17 protein-coding genes are annotated in these 20963 nt (G+C 48.1%); 12 read left to right on the forward strand and 5 right to left on the reverse strand.

Annotated features, from left to right (window positions below):
* Nucleotides 1-8: 8 nt before the first annotated feature.
* Complete coding sequence (locus KZ483_RS05125; protein WP_220351641.1) at nt 9-1019, forward strand: LacI family DNA-binding transcriptional regulator; 1011 nt, start codon at nt 9-11, stop codon at nt 1017-1019.
* A 163-nt stretch (nt 1020-1182) separates the two neighbouring features.
* On the forward strand, nt 1183-3453 hold the full coding sequence (locus tag KZ483_RS05130; RefSeq protein ID WP_258881543.1) for a LamG-like jellyroll fold domain-containing protein: 2271 nt from the start codon (nt 1183-1185) through the stop codon (nt 3451-3453).
* 52 nt (nt 3454-3505) lie between these two features.
* On the opposite strand, the gene KZ483_RS05135 is transcribed toward KZ483_RS05130, so the two are convergent.
* The 4 genes from KZ483_RS05135 to KZ483_RS05150 all read right to left on the reverse strand — a co-directional run bounded on the left by KZ483_RS05135 (nt 3506) and on the right by KZ483_RS05150 (nt 8407).
* Nucleotides 3506-4627 (reverse strand): GerAB/ArcD/ProY family transporter, encoded by a 1122-nt coding sequence (locus KZ483_RS05135; protein ID WP_220351642.1) that lies wholly within the window; start codon nt 4625-4627, stop codon nt 3506-3508.
* A 15-nt stretch (nt 4628-4642) separates the two neighbouring features.
* Entirely contained in the window at nt 4643-5857 is a 1215-nt protein-coding gene (locus KZ483_RS05140; RefSeq protein ID WP_220351643.1) for a Ger(x)C family spore germination protein, read from the reverse strand.
* A 5-nt stretch (nt 5858-5862) separates the two neighbouring features.
* A complete protein-coding gene (locus KZ483_RS05145; protein WP_220351644.1) occupies nt 5863-7428 on the reverse strand; it encodes a spore germination protein in 1566 nt (521 codons plus the stop codon).
* 100 nt (nt 7429-7528) lie between these two features.
* A complete protein-coding gene (locus KZ483_RS05150; RefSeq protein WP_309568642.1) occupies nt 7529-8407 on the reverse strand; it encodes an AraC family transcriptional regulator in 879 nt (292 codons plus the stop codon).
* Nucleotides 8408-8636: 229 nt separating this feature from the next.
* Between KZ483_RS05150 and KZ483_RS05155 the strand changes: the two genes are divergently transcribed.
* From KZ483_RS05155 to KZ483_RS05200, 10 genes are all read left to right on the forward strand, one after another.
* Nucleotides 8637-9758, forward strand: coding sequence for a glycoside hydrolase family 172 protein (locus tag KZ483_RS05155; protein ID WP_220351646.1), 1122 nt, complete (start codon nt 8637-8639; stop codon nt 9756-9758).
* A 23-nt stretch (nt 9759-9781) separates the two neighbouring features.
* Nucleotides 9782-11137 carry an ABC transporter substrate-binding protein gene (locus tag KZ483_RS05160; protein ID WP_220351647.1) on the forward strand — a complete coding sequence of 452 codons (1356 nt, stop codon included), beginning with the start codon at nt 9782-9784 and terminating at the stop codon, nt 11135-11137.
* An 83-nt stretch (nt 11138-11220) separates the two neighbouring features.
* Nucleotides 11221-12099, forward strand: coding sequence for a carbohydrate ABC transporter permease (locus KZ483_RS05165; RefSeq protein ID WP_220351648.1), 879 nt, complete (start codon nt 11221-11223; stop codon nt 12097-12099).
* 20 nt (nt 12100-12119) lie between these two features.
* Complete coding sequence (locus tag KZ483_RS05170; protein ID WP_220351649.1) at nt 12120-12962, forward strand: carbohydrate ABC transporter permease; 843 nt, start codon at nt 12120-12122, stop codon at nt 12960-12962.
* Between the two features lie 325 nt (nt 12963-13287).
* Nucleotides 13288-14625, forward strand: a complete 1338-nt coding sequence (locus KZ483_RS05175) for a glycoside hydrolase family 68 protein (RefSeq protein WP_220351650.1) — start codon at nt 13288-13290, stop codon at nt 14623-14625.
* Between the two features lie 49 nt (nt 14626-14674).
* Nucleotides 14675-16012, forward strand: coding sequence for a glycoside hydrolase family 68 protein (locus KZ483_RS05180; RefSeq protein WP_220351651.1), 1338 nt, complete (start codon nt 14675-14677; stop codon nt 16010-16012).
* 210 nt (nt 16013-16222) lie between these two features.
* Nucleotides 16223-17554, forward strand: a complete 1332-nt coding sequence (locus KZ483_RS05185) for a PTS transporter subunit EIIC (RefSeq protein WP_258881701.1) — start codon at nt 16223-16225, stop codon at nt 17552-17554.
* 16 nt (nt 17555-17570) lie between these two features.
* A complete protein-coding gene (locus KZ483_RS05190) occupies nt 17571-18074 on the forward strand; it encodes a PTS sugar transporter subunit IIA (protein WP_220351652.1) in 504 nt (167 codons plus the stop codon).
* Nucleotides 18075-18106: 32 nt separating this feature from the next.
* On the forward strand, nt 18107-18946 hold the full coding sequence (locus tag KZ483_RS05195) for a PRD domain-containing protein (protein WP_220351653.1): 840 nt from the start codon (nt 18107-18109) through the stop codon (nt 18944-18946).
* A 121-nt stretch (nt 18947-19067) separates the two neighbouring features.
* Nucleotides 19068-20003, forward strand: coding sequence for a S66 peptidase family protein (locus KZ483_RS05200; protein ID WP_220353272.1), 936 nt, complete (start codon nt 19068-19070; stop codon nt 20001-20003).
* Nucleotides 20004-20051: 48 nt separating this feature from the next.
* Here the strand turns inward: KZ483_RS05200 and KZ483_RS05205 are convergent, their stop codons facing one another.
* Nucleotides 20052-20750, reverse strand: a complete 699-nt coding sequence (locus tag KZ483_RS05205) for a class I SAM-dependent methyltransferase (protein WP_220351654.1) — start codon at nt 20748-20750, stop codon at nt 20052-20054.
* Nucleotides 20751-20963 lie beyond the last annotated feature (213 nt).

Genomic DNA, 20963 nt, shown 5'->3' on the forward strand with positions numbered 1-20963 from the left:
CAGATGCGATGAAGGCAGGAATTAAACAGGTTGCAGAATTGGCGGCGGTTTCGACGGCTACAGTCTCGCATGTTATTAATAACACGCGATTCGTCTCCAATGAAACGAAAGAAAAAGTATTTCGCGCTATGGAAGAGCTTGATTTCCGGCCGAATGCCATTGCGCAAAGCTTACGGAGCCAGAAATCGAATACGATTGGTTTGATTGTGCCGATTCTCCCCTCAGATACCTCCAATTTCTTCTTTATGACGGTCGCCCAGGGCATCCAGAAAACATTGAAGCGTCACGGATACCAGGTGCTGCTCAGCAACAATAATACGGAAGAGCTGGAAGAGGAGAAGGAGCAAATCAGGCTGTTCAACACGAAGCTGATCGACGGGTTAATAATCGCTTCGATTGCCGAGGAAGTCGGTTATTTGAACGAGATTGTGAAATCCAGATTCCCGGTTGTCTTTATTGACCGGAAACCGGAAGGCTATAAGGGAGATTATATTTTATCCGACGGTTTCGGCGGAGCGTTCAAAGCGATGCAGCTGCTGCTCGACAAGGGTCACACAAGAATCGGTTGTATTACCGGCACACTTGGCATATCAACAAGCAACGAACGGTTCGAGGGTTATAAGAAAGCGTTAGCCCAGCCAGGCATACCGTTTGATCCGTCAATAGTGAAGATTGCTAATTCCAGTTTTGAAAGCGGATACGAATGCGCAGAGCAATTACTTTCCTCAAGTGACATTACGGCCTTGTTCGTAGCCAATAATGTACTTACAATGGGCGCGATCGGTTACTTGCAGGAGAAGAAAATCAATATTCCGGGGGACTTGGCCGTTATCGGATTTGATGACTATGACTGGACGAAAATCACGACACCGCCGCTCACCGTCATTAGGCAGCCTTCCTTTGAGCTGGGCGAGAAAGCGGCTGAGGTTATGGTCAACAGAATTGAAAATAACGATGAACAGCAAGAGTTCAAGGAGTACCGGCTGCAGACGGAATTAATCATAAGGGGTTCGTGCTGAACGGGCACATAGGGAGTTCCCCTTTTTTTTGAAGGTTAAGAAAACGATTACGTAAACGTTTGAATCATTAATACTCAGGCTCTGAATATAAGCCCAGCGTATGCTTTTGAAGTGAGCTTTATGTTCAACGGAAGCGTACCGCTGGAATTAGGGGGATGCGAGTTTGACACAGTCAGCTGATGAACGGGTAGGTACTTTGATCGCCGGATGGTCTTTCCCCGAAGGGGAGGGGCATTTTACTCTGGACACGGCAACAGGCCGCTTGGACAAGGTTCAATTTGCTCTGCTTAACGGACGGTTTCAAGCTCCCCAAAACCCGGTATGGCGGAAGGGAATTACAAACTCGGCCCTGTTGTTTGACGGATACTCAACCTACCTGCGTCGTCCTGCGGCGGAGGTCTTGATGCCAAGCGCCGGTTTGACCATAACGGCCTGGGTGGCTCCGAGAACGTATGAATATGGAGCCGAGGGGCGTCTGGCCGCTATTGCGAACCAGCACAACAGGGAGAAAGCGGAAGGTTATTTGCTCGGGGTGACTCGTCACGGCGAATGGTCGCTGCAGCTGGGGCTCGGCGGCGAATGGACGGAAATATGGTCCCGGGAGCAAGTTCTCCCGCTCAATCGATGGTCTCATGTTTGCGCGACATATGACCAGGCAGCATCCTTATTAAAGCTGTATTTGAACGGAACGGAAGTCGCATCCCGGCAGCTTGAACAAAGCGCAGGGATTACTTCCTGCGGCGAGGATTTGGTTATCGGCCGCAACAACCACGGTGTTGTTCTGGCGGAGTCGTTCATTATGAATCATTTTGACGGATTGATGGATGAAATAATGATTTATGACCGTGCTTTGAGCGCGGATGAGGTGCGGCGCGCCGTTCAATCGGCACTTGCTCCGCACGAAGGAGTAATTCCGGTTCCGGACCCTAAGGAACTTAAGTATCCGCGCGAGCTGTGGAAGGATGACAGGCATCGTCCGCAATTTCATCTGACTCCTCCGGGGCATTGGATGAACGAGCCGCACGGTCCGATTTATTTTAACGGCAGGTATCATTTGTTTTATCAGTATAATCTGAATGGACCTTTCTGGCATTACATTCATTGGGGGCATTGGGTGAGCGAGGATTTGGTTCATTGGAGAGATCTGCCGCCTGCATTGTCGCCCGAGCCCCGGATTGATCCCGACGGCGTGTGGTCGGGCAGCGCGACGTATGATGAGAACGGTATTCCGGTGCTTTTCTTTACAGCGGGCAACAATGAACGTTCTCCGAATCAAAGTGTCGGCTTGGCAAGGAGCACTTATCCGCAGGATGGCGATCTGGATCTTGTCAGATGGAACAAACTCGATCATCCGGTAGTCGTGCAGGAACGGGGGATCGGTTTGTTCGGGGAATTCCGGGATCCGTTCGTCTGGAAGGATGGCAGTCGTTGGGTCATGCTGGTCGGAAGCGGGGTGGAAGGGTTAGGTGGAACGGCATTGGTCTACGTGTCGGCCGACTTGACGGAATGGGAATACAAAGGGCCGCTCTTCGTGAGCGACTACATAAAGTACCCCCATCTCGGTGTCGCTTGGGAGCTGCCGGTTCTGCTTCCTCTGCGGCGCGAAGGTGAAAATACCGGCAAGCATATCTTCCTGATCTGCCCATGGGGAACCGGTATCAAACCGGATGTTACCTACTGGCTTGGTACGTTCGACCCGGTTAACCTGCGCTTCACACCGGATCACGAAGAACCGCGGCTGATCGATGTCGGGGATGTTCACTTTACCGGTCCGAGCGGAATGGTCGACCCGGCGACAGGGAGAACAATCCTGTTCACGATAGCGCAAGGGGAACGGACACCCGAGATCGATTACGATTGCGGCTGGTCCCATACCGGGGGAATCCCCGTATCCTTGAGCCTGCGGCAGGACGACCGTCTGGGCGTCGAGCCGATTCAGGAAATGGAAAAGCTTCGCGACCGTTTGCTGCTGGAGCTTCACGACGTGAAATTGGACGAAATAAACCGTCATCTTCAGGACATTCAAGGCGATATGGTGGAAATCGAGATTGTGTTTCGTGATGGAACTGCCGAGCATATTGACCGCTATGGAGTGTCACTCCGGCGATCGCCGGAAGGCGAAGAAGAAACTGTCGTCTACTATGACCGGCATCAGCAGAAATTGTGGGTGGACCGCAGCAAGTCCACATTGGATAACAGAGAGCGGCCGACAGGCATACAGGGCGGTTCGCTTCATTTGAACCAGGAGCCGCTCCGGCTGCATATTTTTGTAGATCGCTCCTTAATCGAGGCTTATGTGAGCGGCTTAAAGAGTCTCACGACACGCACTTATCCGTCACGTACGGACGCATGCGGCATCCGGCTGTATTCGGATGGGAATCCGCATATTGAAACGATTAAGATTTGGAGCATGCAGCCGGCGTTTTCAGATTAACTATTACTTGTGAACGATATAGGCGGCTGGAGTTCTTTCGGAAAAGGTATGATTATTGAAGCGGAGAAGAAGGAGGCGGTGAGCCCCTTCTTCTTTTGTTTCCATCGCCTCTAATCAGCATAACGATAAACAGAATGGCCGGAATAATTTCAATATATATCGGATTGACCATGAATTGTTTCGATACAATATCCCCGATCTCCAGATGTCTCTGCCAATTTGGAGGGAGAAAAGCAGTGAAATAAATAACGGCTCCGACAGGAAGGACAAACTTTCGATAATCGGTGTGAAATAATTGAGCCAGCCCAAGTACGGCGGCCAAATGCCATAATGTTGCTTTGATAAATATGCCCGCATAAAAAAGTAAGATCACAAGAGCGTCAAAACGCTCGAATACTTCCGCGATCTGAATTAACTGTATGGTTTGAAGCAGGGGGATGGTACTGATGCCGGTGAATTCCGGCCCCAGAACGGCGAGATTAATTATATTTGTGAGAAGGATAAGAATGGCCGATACAATATAAGCGCGAATCGACGCTCCGGACATCCCTTTCTTCTCATTCAGATAGCTCCAGAACACAAGAAAAACCATCATTTGGCCGAAAGGAAACCAGGTAGTATAAAAACTTTCCCTTAATACGGGTTGGATTCCGTTTTCCAAGACCGGAAGAAGACGACCGAAATGAGTTATTCCTGAGAAGAAGGATGTGATAATCAAAATAAAGTAAAAAAACAGCACGAATGGCACTATAAATTCGGCAACCCGAAAGAAGACCTCTATTCCCTTGTAAATTACATAAATAGATAGAGACAGCATAATAAGCATAATAAGGGAAATGGGGGTCTGGGGAAGAATGGTCATGAGGGTAAGATCCCCGAAGTCCCGCAAATTTCGCATGGATTCATAAGTAAAATTCAAGGCGTAAAACAATACGGTGAACTTCCCCACATAAGAGCCGAAATATTGAATCAACATCTGGTTAAGGTTTTTTTGCGGTTCTCTATGCTGGATCGCCAAAAACAGCATAAGCAGCAATAACCCCAACAGCGTGCTGATTAAAACCACCAGCCAGGCATCCTGCTTGGCCTTGATTCCTAATTCAAATAAAGGAGTACTTCCGATTTGCAGCAGGATAATCATCGCGCCGAGCTGGTACTTGCTAATATTCCCCATATATAACCTCTCTTTTCATTCCTTTTTACCGGATATCTTGGAGAAGGAGTCATTAATCATTCCGGTTCGCCGGATCGTTACCTTGACGTTAACGTCCATCCTAACCTTGTCGAACTCAGCTCCCCAGTTCTTGCTTAATTTTTTCCAGGCTTGCGGATATTGCCTGTGGAAAGCGTCCCCGAAGCCCAGTGCGTCCGCCTTCATCCCTTTCAATGCTTGAAACGATTTTTCCACATCGGCTTTTATTTGTTCCTCGATATACTCCTCCAGTTTACTCAAGACGGCAGACTTTTTCAGGTCCAGGTCGCATGATGTTTCCATCAAGTTTCCTTTGACATTGATATCTACGGTCATGAACAAATGACCGTCCGAAATTCTCGGTTTTAATTGTGTGTCGGATTTATCAACCAGGAAGGTGGACAGCTGTTTGATCCGATTCTCCCCCTTACAGGAAAACACTACGGTCGTTCTATGTAAGCGATTCGTTATCCAGGGTACGCCCTGACTTTCCTTCCAGCTTAACCAACCCGTAAATTTATCCTGCTTAAATACCCCGACCCTATCCACTTTGATTGCCGCAGGGCTGCGAGTCTCCTGAAGTGATTTTAAAGAAGCTTGTCCCTCGTGTGCACCCGCAATTTTGATCTCCTGCAAAGTGGCGCTTGCGGTAGGATTGGCTACTATAGAAATTAATTCATACATTTTGGAGAGGGCTAAGTTGGATTGGCCGTCTAACTGTTCACTTACCAGGTTCGTAATCGCTTCTCCGGGAATCGTTTCTAATGGCGTAAGAACCTCCAATACGTTCTTTGCAGCTCCGTTAGAAATAAGGACGTCCACATTTTCCCTTTCCTGGTTGCTTCTTAAATGGTAATCCAATATTTGATCTATCCCATATTTAGCAACACGCTGGCTGATGATAACCACACGTGCATGTGAAAAGAAAGGACGGCGAGGGGCTTCTAATTCACTCTTTTGAACCGCCTCCAATATTGTCTTTCCTTTCGTTGAATAGACCGTAATCGGCGATTGGGAGCCGCCCCTGCCGGATTTGCCCTGGCTTGACTGCGGAATGATGATTTGGAAGGTTAATATCCATTGATTGTTTTCGTCCATATCAAAGGCCATTGCGCTAATAATCCCCAATCTGTTTAGTTCGATCCGGTTCCAACAACCGCCTACAAGTAATGAAAGGGTTAAAATTAACAGCACGATTAGCCCTCGCTTCATTTCCTTTACTTCTCCTTTTCCTTGTCGGAAGGTTCAGGACGCAAATTAGCGTTTTGACGATCAACATTTTTTATAGAAGAAAGACGCGGTCTGGTAATCATCATCCACCTAGGTACCCGTAAAAGGGTATCTTTTAAATTACTTGGTCTGAAAGGGGCTATCGGAGTCAAGTAGGGAACTCCGAAAGAACGAAGAGCCGTCATATGAATCAAGAGAAAGAAGAGCCCCGACATAATTCCGAACAATCCCAAGGTTGCGGCAAGAAGCATCAATACAAAACGGATCATTCGGGCGGCAATCGAAATATTAAACGCCGGAACGACAAAGCTGGAAATCGCCGTAAAGGCTACTACGATTACCATGGCTGCCGACACAAGACCTGCTTCAACCGCCGCCTGTCCCAAAACAAGCGCTCCAACGATGGATATCGCAGCACCAATCGCCCTGGGCATTCGAATCCCCGCTTCCCTTAATACTTCAAACGTGACTTCCATCATTAATGCTTCAAAGAATGCGGGAAAAGGAACCCCTTCCCTTTGTGCGGCAAGACTGACCAGTAGAGTCGTGGGTACCATTTCCTGATGAAAAGTCGTGATTGCAATATAAAGAGAAGGCAAAAGCATCGAAACAGTAAAAGCACAGAAGCGCAGAATTCGCAGAAAGGTAGAGATATCAAACCTTTGGTAATAATCTTCGCTGGCAATGAAGAATTTGAAGAAGGTGATGGGAAGGACAAGAACAAACGGTGTTCCGTCAACCAAAATGACAATCTGCCCTTCCAAGATGGCGGCTGCAGCACTATCGGGACGCTCCGTGTTTATCATGGTAGGGAACGGGGTAAAAGTTTTGTCCTGTATAAATTCTTCCAAATAACCGCTTTCCAGAATGCTGTCCGTGTCAATACAGTCGAGTCTCTGAAGCACTTCTTTCACCACTGAATCATCAGCGGTCCCTTTTAAATACATAACACTAACGTCAGTTTGGGTTACTCGTCCGATTTTACGGTCGATTTTCCATAAGCTAGGGCTTTTGATTCTGCGCCGAAGTAACGCTGTATTTGTGCTTATATTTTCTGTAAACCCGTCCTTAGGCCCACGGATAACGGATTGGGACGAAGGCTCTTCAATGCCTCTATGCTCCCATTTGGCACAGCCTGCGGAAATGCCCTGATCCCACCCCTCAGCGAGAATAACGGTATTCCCGCCGAATAAAGCCGAAATTAAATCATCGAGCTTATTTACCGTATTTGTGGCGCCAACGGTAACAATCTTGTCTTTAATAGACGTAAAAGAATCGGATTCCGCATCTGACATAATAGGCTTAATTATGTTGTCGTTAATGATCGCGGAATCGATCAGACCGTTGATATAAACGATAGCCATCGGCAAACCACCCGCACCTTGAAACGTGCGAATGGTAAAATCCGAGCTGCTTCCCGACAACGCCAAGATCTTGCTTATATTTTGCTGAAGGCTGTCTGAAATCGTTTCGGCTTGTTTGATCTCTTCTTGAGCGCCTCCCTGCGGTTTCTGATTCATTTTTCGGACAAAATACTGCAGTAATTTATTCATCTAAGGCAACCCCTGAGGCAGTATGTAATAGTTCCCATTTTCCCCTTCATGAAGAAGGGTTATACATGAGTCATGAGGGGCAGCCCTTTGCTTGATCCGGCTAGGGGGATATTGAGGAACGCTTACGATAGAAAGAAGGGGTTACACCATCTGTTTTCTTGAAAGCTTTACTGAACGACTGGATATCTGGGTATCCGAATTTTTCTGCAATTACCGTCAATGGTTCCGTAGTGAACTGGATCATCTCCTTCGCTTTCTCGATCCGAAGGAGCTGGTGGTATTGAATCGGGCTCATGCCGAACGTTTTCTTGAACAAATGGATCAAATAAAATTTGCTGATTCCCGAGATGTCAACCAATTCTTCCAGCGTCACTTTTTGATCGATATGATGTTTCAGATAGTTACGAAGCTTGACCAGTTCATCCATATTGGTAAGCAGATGAGGATTCTGGTTCCAATAATTCTCGCGCAGAAGATGAATAAATAGCTGAATGAACATACCTTTGATATTCATCTCGTAGAAAGGCAGCTTCATCTGGGTTTCTTTAATAATGTCAAACAGCATGTTCTCGATGATGACGGGATTACGAAGCCTTAGATGGCTCGCCAGCGGTACGGAAAAAAGGTCCAAAGCATCCTCGCGGAACCACTTCATCTCTTCCTCTGAAATTTCCTCAAGCGGTTTGAAAGAAACCTTCACGTCCGGGCTGTCTTCCTGGTAAAACAAATCGAAATGCAAATGGGGCTGACGCACTGTTTCCGTTCCGATTTTCTCAATGGAATGTCTCTGTTTCGGCCGAAAAAGAAACAAATCCCCCGCTTTCCCTTCATAGCTTTGACCTTCGATGGTTACCCTGATCCTGCCTTCTTTCACATAGAGAAGCTCGTAATCGAATAATACCCGCTCTTTCAGTTTCCATCGGAACGGAATGCTGCTGTCCATCGCTACCCGAATGTAGGGAGAGAGCTGCTCAATCAACAAGAGAATCACCTCAACAGAAAGATGGATTTAAAAAAGCAATAACTGACAACAATTGAATAACCTATGCCAACGACTTCTGAATATTCCTAATATACAATGAAGTCATGGGAAGCAAAAGTCACCACCTCAAACTTTCCAGAAGCATCCCAATATGTGATAAAGATATACAAATTACGCCAGGTAACGCGGGATGCAATAAGAAGAACCGCCATGGGAGGAAAAAATTATGAATTTTTGGCAACCGAACAGTCCGCTGGGTGGACTGCCCCTGATCAAAAATGCAAGCACCCTTCGCGAATCAAGCTGGGACCGCACGGGAGGGAACCGCGATTTTAAAGTGGTCGAGCCCGGAGAAACATTTGTCGTTGCAGATATCAAGGGGTCGGGATGCATTAAGCATATCTGGATGACGACCCGCTGCTATGCTCCTAAATATCTGAGAAAGCTTGTTATTGAAATGTATTGGGACGGAGAAGAAAATCCAAGCGTAAGGGTGCCTCTTGGCGATTTTTTCGGGATTGGACATGCCACCTGCAAGCATTTCGTTTCCCTGCCGCTCAGTATGGTCACCGGTGAGAAACGAGGTCCCAAAGGACCGTTCAGCGCTGCAATGAACAGCTACTTTCCGATGCCGTTTGCGGGCGGCGCAATTATTAAAATCATTAATGAAAGCGAATCCAAAATCGAGAACCTCTTTTATTACATCGATTATGAGCTTACCGATGAGCCGTTGACAGATGATGTCGGCCGTTTCCATGCGCAGTGGAACCTTGAAAATCCATGTGAAAAAGTAGTGTATGAATCCGAGCTTGAAAATCCGGCGCCATGGGATCTTCCGGGGATTAACCTAACCGGTGAGGACAACTATGTTATACTCGACGCCGAAGGAAAAGGCCATTACGTAGGCTGCGTGCTGAACATTGACAACTTTGACGCCTCCAATCAGGAATTCACCTGGCCTGGTGAAGGTGACGATATGATATTTATCGATGGTGAGGTCTGGCCTCCGTCCTTGCATGGAACGGGGACGGAAGATTATTTCAATGCCGCCTGGGGATTTCCGAGCGGGGAGTATGCCGCTCCCTATCACGGCATTTCACTCGGAAGCGATGTTCAGGAGCATTTCGGCAAATGGAGCTTGTACAGGTTTCATATTGAAGATCCAGTCAGATTCCGGAAGTCTATCAAGGTGACCATCGAACACGGGCATGCGAACGACCAGGGGAATGAATTTTCGAGCGTAGCCTACTGGTATCAGCTGGAGCCGCATAAACCGCTTGATCCTTTGCCGCCGGTGGAGCAAAGATTGCCGCGAAGATGGCCTGAACACGGATTGTGGGATCGATAATTACTGCCAAGGGGGATGCCGGTATGTCTTATCGAAGAAAAATGGGTTTGGCTGCTATGCTCATCATGTTGGTAATGACGTCAATCTTGGCGGGATGTGCGGAGAGAAAAGAAAACGCTATCAATACGACTGTCAAAAAATCGGATAACAAAGAAGGGCAATTTCTAACGGTTCTTGTGGAGGGGGGAAGTCCCGCCTTCACAGTGGTTAATGAAACCGCTGAACAATTCAGAAAAAAGACGGGCTATGAAATCCGGGTGGAAGCCGTTCCTTACATCGGCGTTTATGACAAGTTGAATGCGGAATTGAAGGCGAAAGCGGGTTCTTACGATGTCGCAACCATCGATATATTATGGTTCTCGACACTTGCTCAGGGGCTTGCGCCAATGGACGATCTGATGACGGATGAGGTGAAGAACGACCTGTTTCCGAATTTGATTGACGGCGGGACCGTTGACGGCAAGGCACTGGGCATGCCGGTATGGACGAACTCGAAGATTTTGTTGTACCGCAAAGACCTGTTCGAGGATCCGAAGGAAAAAGCGGCTTTTCAAAAGGAATACGGCTACGAGCTGAAGCCGCCTGCCAATTGGAAAGAATATCGGGATGCCGCGAAATTCTTCACACGCGACACGGATAAAGATGGGGGTAAGGATCTATATGGGACGAGCGTATTCGGTATGAATAACGGCGATTCCGTTGCCAGTTGGCTGGATCATGCGGCGCAAGCCGGGGCTGGACCGCTAGTAGTCGGTGAGGGCGGTAAAGCGCTGGTCAATACGAAACCGTATGTGGAAGCACTGGATTTCTTAACGAAAATACTCAGGGAGGATAAATCGGCCCCCGAGGGCGCGCTCAATATGGCTTCTTCGGAAACGTCCGAGTTGTTCATGAACGGCAAGCTTTCGATGATGCTGGCATGGGGGCATTTCTTCGTCCCATCGGACGATCCGGCCAAATCCAAAGTAGCGGGAAAGGTAGGGGCGGCACCGATGATAGGCGGAGAATCCGGGGTGGGTGTTGTTCCGGGACCTTGGTATCAAGTCATTCCAAGCTCATCAAAGAAACAGGCTGCAGCCAAAGAATACGTTAAGTTCATTTATGAGCATAATGAACTATTTATGCAAGCGCTTGGCGTGGCCGCGCGCAAATCTGTCTTCAGGCAGTATGGACAGAAATCGGAGTACGCTCACCTAAGCGCGCTTAATTCAACCTTATCGGCCAAACAGACGCAGAATCGCCCGGTACTTGAGTATTGGAACGAGATTGAGAGCGAGGCATTGGTTCCGGCCCTGCAGTCTGCCTTATCAGGTAAAGCAACGCCGCAAGAGGCATTGGATCAAGCCGCTGATCTCATAAATGAGATTCAAGGCCAGTAAAAGGTGAAGTGTCCGGTGCGGAGGGTAGTCTAAAGTCTATCCTCCGCTTCTATTCCATTGAAATCAAAAGGATGATGACTCCCATGACCAAGAGTGATCGGAGAACAGCCCTGTTGTTTTTCTCTCCGGCTGCCGTTTTCATGCTTCTCTTTTTCGTATATCCGATGTTTCTCTTAATCAGAGACAGCCTGTTTGATTCCAAAAGCGGTATGCAGTTTGTAGGAGCGGAGAATTATAGCAGAGCCCTGACCTCGGACCGTTTCTATCAGTCGTTGTACAACACGGTAGTTTTTGTGCTAGGTGCGGTGACGCTCGAGCTGGTGATCGGACTCATTCTGGCGCTCCTGCTAAGCACAGGTTTCAAAGGCAATCATTTTGTGCGAACGTTGTTTTTAAGTCCGCTCATGATCGCTCCTCTGGTTTGCGGCCTGATTTGGAAGTTTATGCTTAACGATCAATTCGGCATCCTCAATTCCCTTCTTTACCGGGCAGGCTTGATCGATAGTCCTCAGAGCATCCTGTGGCTATCGGACAGTAAATATGCGCTTCTTTCCTGCATGCTGGCGGATGTTTGGCTGACTACGCCGTTTATGATGCTGATTCTGCTCGCGGGCATACAGGGAATATCGGGAAGCTTATACGAAGCCGCCCACATTGACGGTGCAGGCCGAAGTCAACGGTTCTGGCACATTACACTGCCGAGCTTACGGCCGGTCATCGTCGTCGCGGTTCTTATTCGAATGATCGATGCGGCACGCTCGTTCGATATCATATGGGTTTTAACCCAGGGAGGGCCGGGTTTCTCCTCTTCCGTTCTGAGCACAATGATCTATAATACGATGGCGCGCTATAACCAAACCGGATATTCCAGTGCGCTGGCCGTATTGTTTATGATCGCATTATTATCCGTTTGCGGTTTTTTCATGATGCGGTTATGGAATCCGAATAAGAAAGCAGCTTGACAGAAGGGGGTTCACCCAAAATGAGTGCATTCGCCGGCCGGAAACTGACGCTTGGTTCCGCATTGATCCTCGTTTTAACGGGACTGTTTGTAATCGCCTTTTTGTTTCCGTATGTTTATTTGGTCATGACTTCCCTGAAACCTCCGTCAGAGGTTATTTCCTCTTCACCGACATTGTTTCCTTCGGTATTCACATTCGACAATTTTCGGAAGATGTTTGAAGTTCTTCCGATTGGAAAGTACTTTGGCAACAGTTTTTTTACCGCAATTTTCAGCACAATCATAAGTGTTTTTCTTGGATCGCTAGCCGCATACGGTTTATCCCGGTTTTCCTCCCGCTTAGGAAATTTGTTCTTATTGCTGACGTTGGCCGTCCGTATGGTGCCTTTGATCAGTGTAGCGATTCCCATGTACCGGATCATCAACCAGCTGGGCATTTACGACACGAAGCTGGCGCTGATCCTTGTGTATACCAGCATTAACATCCCATTTGTGATTTGGATGATGATCGGATTTTTTGATGGATTGCCCAAGGAGCTGGATGAGTCGGCCCGTGTGGACGGCTGCAGCAGATTCGGGGCGTTCATGAGAATCATTCTGCCGATTTCGCTTCCGGGACTGGCTACGACCTCCATCTTCAGCTATATGCTCTCGTGGAATGATTTTCTGATGGCACTCATGATGACGAGCACTTCCGCCAAAACCTTGCCTGTCGGCCTATCCGAATTTTTGACCGCGTACAACCTTGATTTAGGGCCAATGACTGCGGCGGCGGTCACTTTCAGTTTTCCTGTCATGGTCTTCTCATTCCTGATTCAAAGATATATTGTGAGCGGAATGACGATGGGAGCGGTTAAGGAATGATGCCGTTATTTATATGCTGGTTCGGAACTCCTATTTTATCGACAGCGAATGTATAGGGAAATTTTACTATTGATATTCAGTTTGAGTCCGGCTAGAATAGGGGATGCAAAACATAATACGCGGGATTGTTACTGCTCAGCAGGCAAGACCTAAAATGTTTCAAGAATGACTGCACCGTAATGGGTGCGGATTATTCTTAAACGTTTTAGGTCTTTTTTTCGTTCCGCTGCCGGACCGAAGGGGGGATCTTTTGAATTTAAGGGTTGTTTCAGCAGTAAAAGCTGTTTGGAAGCCATATTGGCAATTACCATGAGGAGGAAGAAAAATGAAAAAAGGATTTAAATTGGGGAAATTGATTTTATGTTCGACGATTCTTGCAAGCAGTCTGGCCGCTGCCTCCGTTTCGGCGACCGTTTCGGACGATTACACCGCAATCTGGTCGCGTCAACAAGCGGAGAAAGTAGCCCTCACGCAACAGAACACAGCTCCTGAGGTAGACATGGACTTCGATCTGGTTGCGCCGGATCAATGGGTTTGGGATACGTGGCCGCTGCAGAACCGGGACGGTTCTCTGGCCATCGTAAAAGGATACAAGGTCGCGTTTGCATTGGTCGCGCCGCGCAGCTTGGGTTGGGGCGAGCGCCATACGCATGCAAGAATCGGCATGTTCTTCTCGAAGAACGGCAAAGACTGGACCTATGCCGGAATTCCTTACAACTATGATAAAGCCTTAGGCCATATGCAGTGGGCGGGGACGGCTATGCTGGACGAGAACGACAAAGTTCACCTCTTCTACACGGCAACCAGCGATATGAACGCAAATGGCGGTAAAGAATGGAATGAAGACGGATGGGTGCAAAGAGCGGAGCAGCGCATCGCCAAGACTACTTTCGACATTAGCGCCGATAAAGACGGCGTGCATCTCACGAACGAAGGCGAACACAAACTCATTCTTCAAGCGGACGGCAAATATTACGAAACAATTCAACAATTCCAAAGCCATGGCAATATCATTACGGCGTTCCGTGATCCGTTCTTCTTCCAGGACCCGAATACCGGCAAAGAGTACATTATTTTTGAAGGCCAGGCCGGCAGCAACTATTCTTTGAAACCTGAAAACATCGGCGACGAGGAATACCGCAAAACCCATTCCGTTCCGGAAAGATCGGAAATGTACAACGGCAATATCGGTATTGCGGAAGTGCTTGACCACGATATCACCAAATTGAAACTGCTGCCGCCGCTGGTCGAATCGATTGGTACCAACCATCAATTGGAGCGTCCGCATGTTGTCGTAAACGGCGATGAGTATTACCTGTTCACGATCAGCCACACGTTCACTTACGCACCTGGCCTGACCGGTCCGGACGGCGTGTACGGCTTCTACGGCAAAGGCGGAATCCGCGCCGACTACAAGCCGATGAACGACAGCGGCCTTGTCATCGCCAACCCGGCCAGCAAACCGTATCAAGCGTATTCCTGGATGGTGCTCCCGAATCAGCAGGTGATCAGCTTCATTAACGAACCGAAAGACGAGAACGGCAATGTCCAGTTCGGCGGCACCTTCGCGGCAACGCTGAAAATTAGTCTGAACGGCGACAAATCGGCAGTTGTTAAGGAAGGCAAAGCAGGAGAAATCAAACCGTTCGGCGCAAACCGCTAAAGCCGCGATAATCCGAACGTAGTTAAGATGATTTGAGAGGAGCAATAAAATGATCCGAAAAAACAAAAAAGCATTATCCGTGCTCGCTTTGGCGGCAAGCATTGCTGTAACAGGCTTTGCTGCTCCACATTCGCATGCTGAAAGCGGGGAGCAAACCGTCAACTGGACACGTGAACAGGTATCGAAAATCGAATTGAATGAAGACAACACCCTGCCATATACCGACATCAGCAAGCTGGACAAAATGGCGCCGGGCTATCACATTTGGGATACGTGGCCGCTTATGGACCGTGACGGGAACACTGCGTCGGTTAAAGGCTGGAAAGTGATCTTCGCGCTTTCCGCTCCGAACGACGTGCTGCCGGGTAAAGTACACGATATCGCGACAATCCGTTACTTCTATTCGAAAAACGGCAAGGACTGGACATTGGGCGGGGAACTGTTCCCGAAAGGAACCGCCCTCGGCCAACGCCAATGGGCCGGCTCCGCCATGCTCGACGGCGACAAAATTCACGCCTTTTACACTGCGACCGGCCCCGAAGGCCAGCCTCAGCTGACTTATGAGCAGCGCATCGCTGCAGCCACTGGAACTATGGTTGCTGATAAAGACGGCGTTCGCTTCGAAAATTGGGATAAGCACCGCATTATTTTGCTGCCTGATGGGAAATACTACCAGACGGTAGAGCAAGCAAAGCAAGGCGAAGGCGGAGGTTACGCATTCCGCGATCCAATGTGGTTCAAAGATCCGCAAACGGGTAAAGAATACCTGCTGTTCGAAGGCAATTCCGGCGGGACCGCTTCGCAGCGGCAGTTCAAGCCTGAATATGCCGGAAGCGCCGAATACCTGCAGCAGCACCCTGTGCCGTCCGGTGCAGTACACGCCAACGGCAATATTGGCATCGCCGAAGTGGTGGGCGGCGATCTGAACAACATCAAGCTCCTTCCGCCGCTCGTTGAGGCGAACTATGTGAATGAAGAGCTTGAGCGCCCGCATGTGGTTGTTAAAGACAAGAAATACTATCTGTTCACCGACAGCCACATTAACAAATACGCTGAGGGTCTTGGGGGACCGGAAGGAATGTACGGTTTCGTTTCCGACACGCTGATCGGCGGATATAAACCGCTCAACGGAAGCGGGCTGGTTCTGGCCAACCCTTCGGATAATCCGTACCAAGCATATTCCTGGCTGGTGACGCCGGAACTGAATGTTGTCGGATTCGCGCATTTCGGCGATCTGGGCAGCATGTCGATCGGCGATGTAGGCAACCAGTCTCCGGAATTCCAGTTCAGTCACTTCGGCGGCACTTTGGCTCCGACGGTGAAGCTGTCGATCGATGGCGACCGCACGAAGATCGAGAGAATACTGCCTCAAGGCTGGATCAAGTAATATCCGGTTGAATAATATGAAAGCCAAAATTGCGCTCAGCTTATGCTGGGCGTATTTTGGCGATAAATCGGGTAACGTACGCAGGAAGAAAGACAGCCGCAGGCGAATGCTTTAATAACTGAACATGCTGAGAAGGAGGAATCAATAATTCGAGCCGAAGCGGAAAGAATCGTCGAAGAGCTGCTGCCGCTGCTGGGCGGAAAGCAGAATATTATAAGCGCAGCTCACTGCACTACCCGGCTGCGTTTGGTTCTGCATGACGAACGAAGAGCGGACACCACCGCCATAGAAAAACTGGACCATGTGCAGGGTGTGTTCTCCAGAGCGGGACAATACCAGATCATTTTCGGAATTGGAATCGTGAACAAGATCTATAAAGGTCTTGAAGAAGCGATTGCTAATGCATCCGATAATAGAGTGAAACCTGCCTCGGCCGCGCCGAAAAAACGGAATCCCGTGCTTGCAATTACGAAAATGTTGTCCAATATTTTTGTCCCGATACTCCCTTTTCTTGTAGCCACCGGTCTGTTTATCGGTCTGACCGGAATGATAAAGTCTTCTCACTGGGCTGCGCCGGATAGCGATTGGATCAGCTTGCTCAATCTTTTCTCAGCATCCGCACTTCTTGTTCTGCCCATTGTCATCGGGTTTAGCGCGGCGAAAGAATTCGGCGGTACTCCGGCTTTGGGGGCTTTTGTAGGCGGTATTTTATCGCATTCCGATTTATTGAAGCCGGGGACGCTTGGACCCGATTATCTTGAAAGGCTGAATGTATTCGGATTTCAGCCCGCATCAATCGGATATCAGGGAACGGTAATTCCGATATTGATGTCGGTTTATTTGATGTGTGCGGTTGAAAAGGGATTAAGAAAAGTCGTGCATCCGTCTTTGGCATTGTTCGTTATCCCGCTTACAACCGTCCTGTCTACCGGGATTGTCTCCCTAATTGCCATAGGGCCGCTGGGTGCATTCATCGGCGGATTGCTTACCCAAGGGTTAGAGAGCGTTTATTCGCATGGCGTCGGATTTATAGGCGGGTTCCTATTGGGCGGGTTATATTCAATGATCGTGATTACTGGACTTCATCATAGTTTACATGCAATCGAGTTCGGTTTGATTGCCGACCCCAAAATCGGGGTTAACTTTCTGCTGCCTGTATGGTCCATGGCCAATGTCGCGCAAGGCGGCGCCGGTTTGGCGGTCTATTTTAAAACAAAAAACAAAAAGCTCAAGGAAAACGCCATCCCTGCGTCGATTTCTGCCTTCTTAGGCATCACGGAGCCTGTCATGTTTGGTATGAACGTGCGATTAAGAAAACCGTTTATCGGTGCTTGCATTGGGGGAGCGGCAGGCGGCGCATACGTTGTATTTACTCATGTAATCGCAAATTCTTATGGTTTGACGGGTCTTCCGATGGTGGTCCTGGCAGCGCCTTTAGGCATACCCAACTTACTCAACTACCTCATAGGCTTTGTCATTGCCGTGGCTTGCGCTTTCACATTGACTTGGCTTCTTGGATTTGATGAAGGAAAAGAGGAGTAGAGACAAGGAGTACACTATGTTTAAAAAATGGTTTGGTCTTCGGGATCATCGGATTACAGAAGAAATCATTATCTCACCCTTAAGCGGAAAAGTGCTGACCATGGAGGAAGTGCCCGACCCTACCTTTTCCAGGACTATGGCCGGAATGGGAATTGCAATCGATCCGGTGGAAGGAAAGGTCGGCGCTCCCGTAGATGGGGAGATCATTCACCTTTTCCGAACCAAGCATGCTGTTTGGATTCGTACCGGGAGCGGATTGGACATACTCATTCACATCGGTCTGGATACGGTTTCGATGAATGGGGAGGGATTTACAACTTACGTCGAGACAGGGGACCGGGTAATGAAGGGACAACCGCTGATCGACTTTTCGCTTGATCTGGTTCGGCTGAAAGCGACAAGTCCCATCACTCCCATGATGATCATTCATTCAGATCAAATTGAAAAATTGGAAATTTTGCTGCCGGAATGCGCTGAAATGGGAATTACCCCGCTCATGAAGGTAAAAGTAAAATCTTAAATCCGGGACTCCACTGCAGAAAGGAGTACACCATGAAAATTAACAAGATATTAAACAATAATGCGATTGTGATCAAGGATTGGGACGGGGAAAAGATTGTGATGGGGTCAGGGATTGCGTTTCAGAAAAAAAAGAACGATCCCGTAGACCAATCCCGGATTGAAAAAATCTTTGTAATGAAGGATCAAACAAAGCATCAACAATTCGAAGAAATATTATCGACATTGCCGGAGGAGCATATTCAGGTATCCGAGCAGATCATATCCCATGCCGAAAATCAATTAAAGGTTAAAATAAATGAGCACATTCATATTGCGCTCACAGACCACCTGTCTTTTGCGCTTGAACGGCTGGCTAAAGGCATGATCATTAAAAATACGCTGCTAAACGAAATTAAAGTTTTATATGCTAAAGAATTTCAAATCGGACTTTTCGCGAAAACGCTAATAAAAGAAAAGCTCGGAATTGAAATTCCGGAGGATGAGGTCGGCTATATTGCTCTGCATATCTATACTGCGAAAATGAATGCGGGGGAAATGGCGAAAACGTTAAATATCACTTCTATGATACGGGACATCATAGCCGGAATAGAAGGTTGTTTGAATATCAAGCTTGCTGAGGAAACGGTATCATATGAGCGTTTAGTCACGCATCTGCGATTTGCCGTTCAGCGCTCTGAATCCGGCGAGCCTTTTCACGAATTGGATCCGGAAATGGTTCAACTCATTAAAGAGAAATTCAAGGAATCGTTTTTGTGCGCGCAAGAAGCGGGCCAATTTGTAAAAGATGAGTATGATTTTGAACTCCATGAGTCGGAGCTGGCGTATATCACCATGCAAATCCAACGGATTAAAACCAGGGAATTGGTTTAATTTATTAAATCTAAGTCTCCCGGATTCAATGAAGGCCGGAGAAACAAAGAGTTGTATGCCTATTCGGTTTCCCTCGCTCATATTCTAATTAATAATGAACAAAAAGCGAGGTGATAATCAATTGGCGATTAAACCGCTAGCTTTGCAACGGGGGGATACGGTAGGTATTGTAACACTGGGCAGCCCCCTCAATGCGGACTCGATCAATGCCCGTATCGCTTATTTGCAAGGCATGGGGCTTCAGGTGGTGTTGGGGCGGCATGTATATGCACAAAATGGATTTCTCGCCGGAACGGCTGCACAGCGAGCCCAAGATTTGATGGATATGTTTGCCAATCCGCAGGTGAAGCTGATAATGCCTGTAAGAGGCGGTGTGGGAGTTGAAGGCATTTTACCGTTTCTCGATTACTCTTTCATTCATCAACATCCGAAAATCGTCACCGGTTACAGCGACATTACTGTCTTATTGAACACACTGTATCGGTTTTCTAACGTCGTCACACTCCACAGCCTTCTTCTCATTGATTTTAATCCCGAAACGCCGCCATACAATTTCGAGCAGTTTTTTACCGCAGCCTCGAATCCGTCTATTCCCCGCCAAATATTGAATCCTCCGAGAATGCCGCTCATACCCAGAGTTACAGGCAGCGCCAGCGGGCCGATCGTGGGAGGAAATTTAACGTCCATGGTTGGCTCTCTTGGTACGCCATACGAAATCGATACGACTGGGAAAATTCTCTTTATCGAAGAAACGCATGAGCCGATCAATACCGTTTTCCGTTATATCGAGCAATTAAGGATTGCCGGCAAATTCGCGGCTTGCAGCGGAATCCTTATGGGCGAGTGCACCGAATGTATCGAGGCCTACGGTGTAACTTACGATGAATTAATCAACGAATTTATAGTGCCGCTCGGCAAGCCGTTAATAACCAATCTTGCTTCAGGTCACGGGCGCTATAAAGCCGCCATACCGATCGGTATCCAAGCAAATATCAACACTTACAACAACACGATCACACTGTTAGAACCAGCCGTTGTTTACCCGCCTATGGGCTGATTTGGAACAGCGGGGCTGCCGGGTGATCGGCAGACTCGCTGCTATTGGTCATTCCCTCTTCATGCACAAGTATGTTGCGTAAGTATTGCCGTTATATTCTGCGCTTGCCAGGTGAAATCCGGAGCTTCTAAGCATTCCCTCCAATATCCAGCCGTAGGTTGAAAATTCATCCCTTATATGTGCGCACAATTCAGCTGCATCAAAAGAAGAACCGCTTCGGGCTATACTCTCAATCCAGGTGTCAATCGATGTCTCAAAGCTGTGAACCGGAAATGAAAATACAACATCATGAATATACAGTATTCCGCCATTTTCCAGCTGGTCATACATCCTTTGAATGGCAACCGACTTCCAAAAATCAGGCAGATGATGAAGCGCGAAATGAGAGATGATACGAGTAATCGGCTTACCGGAATGGCGATAGGATAAAAAACCTCCCTCAGCGAAAGTGATGTTCCCCACCTCGTGCCGGCGGGCTTTCGCAGCCGCATAATCGAGCATCGCTTTCGAAACATCAATTGCGTATACATGTTCACACACTGCTGCCAATCCTGTCGCAATGCTCCCCGTTCCAGTACCGATCTCAAGTACCGTTTGGGAGCTGTCGAGCTTCAATACGTCAATCAGCTTTTGTATTTCACCCGACCGATCACCCATATTGGAATCATATCTCTTCACCTGCTCCGCATCCGTAAAGTCCGTCCCCACCTGCCGTACTTCATCATAAAACCAATCAAACATAGGCATTGGTACTTCCTCCCATCGATAATTTATTGCTAAAGGCTTCAGCGACTTGTGCGGAAAACTATTTTCTTATATCATAGCGGGAAGAAAGCATTTGCAACTATCGGAAGACGGCTAATTAGCTTGCAGATTATGGCTAAGGTTAACTGATAGGAGGAGTAATATGGGCGCTAAGATCGAGTATCTGTATTACGAGACAAGGAGTCCCCGGCATTA

Source organism: Paenibacillus sp. sptzw28 (assembly GCF_019550795.1).
Lineage (GTDB): Bacteria > Bacillota > Bacilli > Paenibacillales > Paenibacillaceae > Paenibacillus_Z.

What these genes read in the sequence shown, in the direction of transcription:
- KZ483_RS05125 (WP_220351641.1), top strand. Translation starts at nt 9, where the DNA reads ATGAAGGCAGGAATTAAACAGGTTGCAGAATTGGCGGCGGTTTCGACG.
- KZ483_RS05135 (WP_220351642.1), bottom strand. Translation starts at nt 4,627, where the DNA reads ATGGGGAATATTAGCAAGTACCAGCTCGGCGCGATGATTATCCTGCTG.
- KZ483_RS05140 (WP_220351643.1), bottom strand. Translation starts at nt 5,857, where the DNA reads ATGAAGCGAGGGCTAATCGTGCTGTTAATTTTAACCCTTTCATTACTT.
- KZ483_RS05145 (WP_220351644.1), bottom strand. Translation starts at nt 7,428, where the DNA reads ATGAATAAATTACTGCAGTATTTTGTCCGAAAAATGAATCAGAAACCG.
- KZ483_RS05155 (WP_220351646.1), top strand. Translation starts at nt 8,637, where the DNA reads ATGAATTTTTGGCAACCGAACAGTCCGCTGGGTGGACTGCCCCTGATC.
- KZ483_RS05160 (WP_220351647.1), top strand. Translation starts at nt 9,782, where the DNA reads ATGTCTTATCGAAGAAAAATGGGTTTGGCTGCTATGCTCATCATGTTG.
- KZ483_RS05165 (WP_220351648.1), top strand. Translation starts at nt 11,221, where the DNA reads ATGACCAAGAGTGATCGGAGAACAGCCCTGTTGTTTTTCTCTCCGGCT.
- KZ483_RS05170 (WP_220351649.1), top strand. Translation starts at nt 12,120, where the DNA reads ATGAGTGCATTCGCCGGCCGGAAACTGACGCTTGGTTCCGCATTGATC.
- KZ483_RS05175 (WP_220351650.1), top strand. Translation starts at nt 13,288, where the DNA reads ATGAAAAAAGGATTTAAATTGGGGAAATTGATTTTATGTTCGACGATT.
- KZ483_RS05180 (WP_220351651.1), top strand. Translation starts at nt 14,675, where the DNA reads ATGATCCGAAAAAACAAAAAAGCATTATCCGTGCTCGCTTTGGCGGCA.
- KZ483_RS05190 (WP_220351652.1), top strand. Translation starts at nt 17,571, where the DNA reads ATGTTTAAAAAATGGTTTGGTCTTCGGGATCATCGGATTACAGAAGAA.
- KZ483_RS05195 (WP_220351653.1), top strand. Translation starts at nt 18,107, where the DNA reads ATGAAAATTAACAAGATATTAAACAATAATGCGATTGTGATCAAGGAT.
- KZ483_RS05205 (WP_220351654.1), bottom strand. Translation starts at nt 20,750, where the DNA reads ATGCCTATGTTTGATTGGTTTTATGATGAAGTACGGCAGGTGGGGACG.